Below are 1,599 nucleotides of genomic sequence, written 5' to 3' on the forward strand. Positions count from 1 at the left end.
CCCGATATTCATACGACTGCGGGTAAATTGGCCGATCTTCGTAAACGTCTCGCGGTTGCGGAGATTCCCTCCGGTGAGGCGGCGGTGGACAAGGTCCACGCCAAGGGCAAGCTGACCGCCCGTGAGCGGATCACCGCGTTGCTCGACGAGGGCTCGTTCGTCGAACTCGACGCCCTCGCCCGGCACCGCTCCCAGAACTTCGGATTGGCCGACAACCGACCCTTCGGTGACGGCGTCGTCACCGGCTACGGCACCGTCGACGGCCGCGATGTGTGCGTGTTCTCCCAGGACGCGACCGTCTTCGGAGGCTCGTTGGGTGAAATCTACGGCGAGAAGATCGTCAAGGTCATGGACCTGGCCGTCAAGACCGGACGCCCCCTGGTCGGCATCAACGAAGGTGCCGGAGCCCGCATCCAGGAAGGGGTCGTCTCCCTCGGACTGTACGGCGAGATCTTCCACCGCAACGTCCGCGCCTCCGGAGTGATCCCACAGATCTCGGTGATCATGGGACCCGCCGCCGGCGGGCACGTCTACTCCCCGGCCCTGACCGACTTCGTGGTCATGGTCGACGGCACGAGCCAGATGTTCGTCACCGGCCCCGACGTCATCAAAACCGTCACCGGCGAAAACGTCACCATGGAAGAACTCGGCGGCGCCACCACCCACATGGAGAAATCCGGGGTCGCGCACTACGTCGCCTCCGGCGAACAAGACGCCCTCGACTACGTCCGCGACCTCCTGTCGTATCTGCCGTCGAACAATCGCGCCGACGCCCCCCGCACCGCACCGTCGGACCCGATCACCGGATCGATCGCCGACTCGCTCACCGCCGAGGACCTCGAACTCGACACCCTGATCCCCGACTCACCGAACACCCCCTACGACATGCACGAGGTCATCACCAGGATCCTCGACGACGACGAGTTCTTGGAGGTGCAGGAGGGCCGGGCCCGCAACATCATCGTCGGATTCGGGCGCATCGACGGCCGCTCGGTGGGGATCGTCGCCAACCAACCCACCCAGTTCGCGGGGACCCTCGACATCGATGCCTCCGAGAAAGCAGCCCGCTTCGTGCGCACCTGCGACTGCTTCAACGTCCCGATCATCACCCTGGTCGATGTGCCCGGGTTCCTGCCCGGCACCGGGCAGGAATACAACGGCATCATCCGACGCGGCGCGAAACTGCTCTACGCCTACGGCGAAGCGACCGTCGGGAAGATCACCGTCATCACGCGTAAGGCGTACGGCGGGGCGTACGACGTGATGGGCTCCAAGCACATGGGAGCCGACGTCAACCTCGCCTGGCCGACCGCGCAGATCGCCGTCATGGGAGCCTCCGGCGCTGTCGGGTTCGTCTACCGCAAACAACTGCTCGAGGCAGCGAAGAACGGGGAAGACGTCGACGCCCTCCGCCTGACACTGCAGCAGGAATACGAAGACACCCTCGTCAACCCCTACATCGCCGCCGAACGCGGCTACCTCGACGCCGTCATACCCCCCAGCCACACCCGCGGCCAGATCGTCACCGCCCTACGACTGCTCGAACGCAAACAAGTCACCCTCCCACCCAAGAAACACGGAAACATCCCCCTATGAGCG

The 1,599-nt window shown here is 65.0% G+C and carries 1 protein-coding gene; it reads left to right on the forward strand.

Annotated elements, in window-relative coordinates:
• The coding region (locus CH295_RS27315) for an acyl-CoA carboxylase subunit beta (RefSeq protein WP_212556231.1) at positions 1-1,596 on the forward strand (1,596 nt) is incomplete at its 5' end.
• Positions 1,597-1,599: the final 3 nt, after the last annotated feature.

The sequence above is a fragment of the Rhodococcus sp. 14-2483-1-2 genome (genome assembly GCF_002259405.1).
GTDB lineage: Bacteria > Actinomycetota > Actinomycetes > Mycobacteriales > Mycobacteriaceae > Rhodococcoides.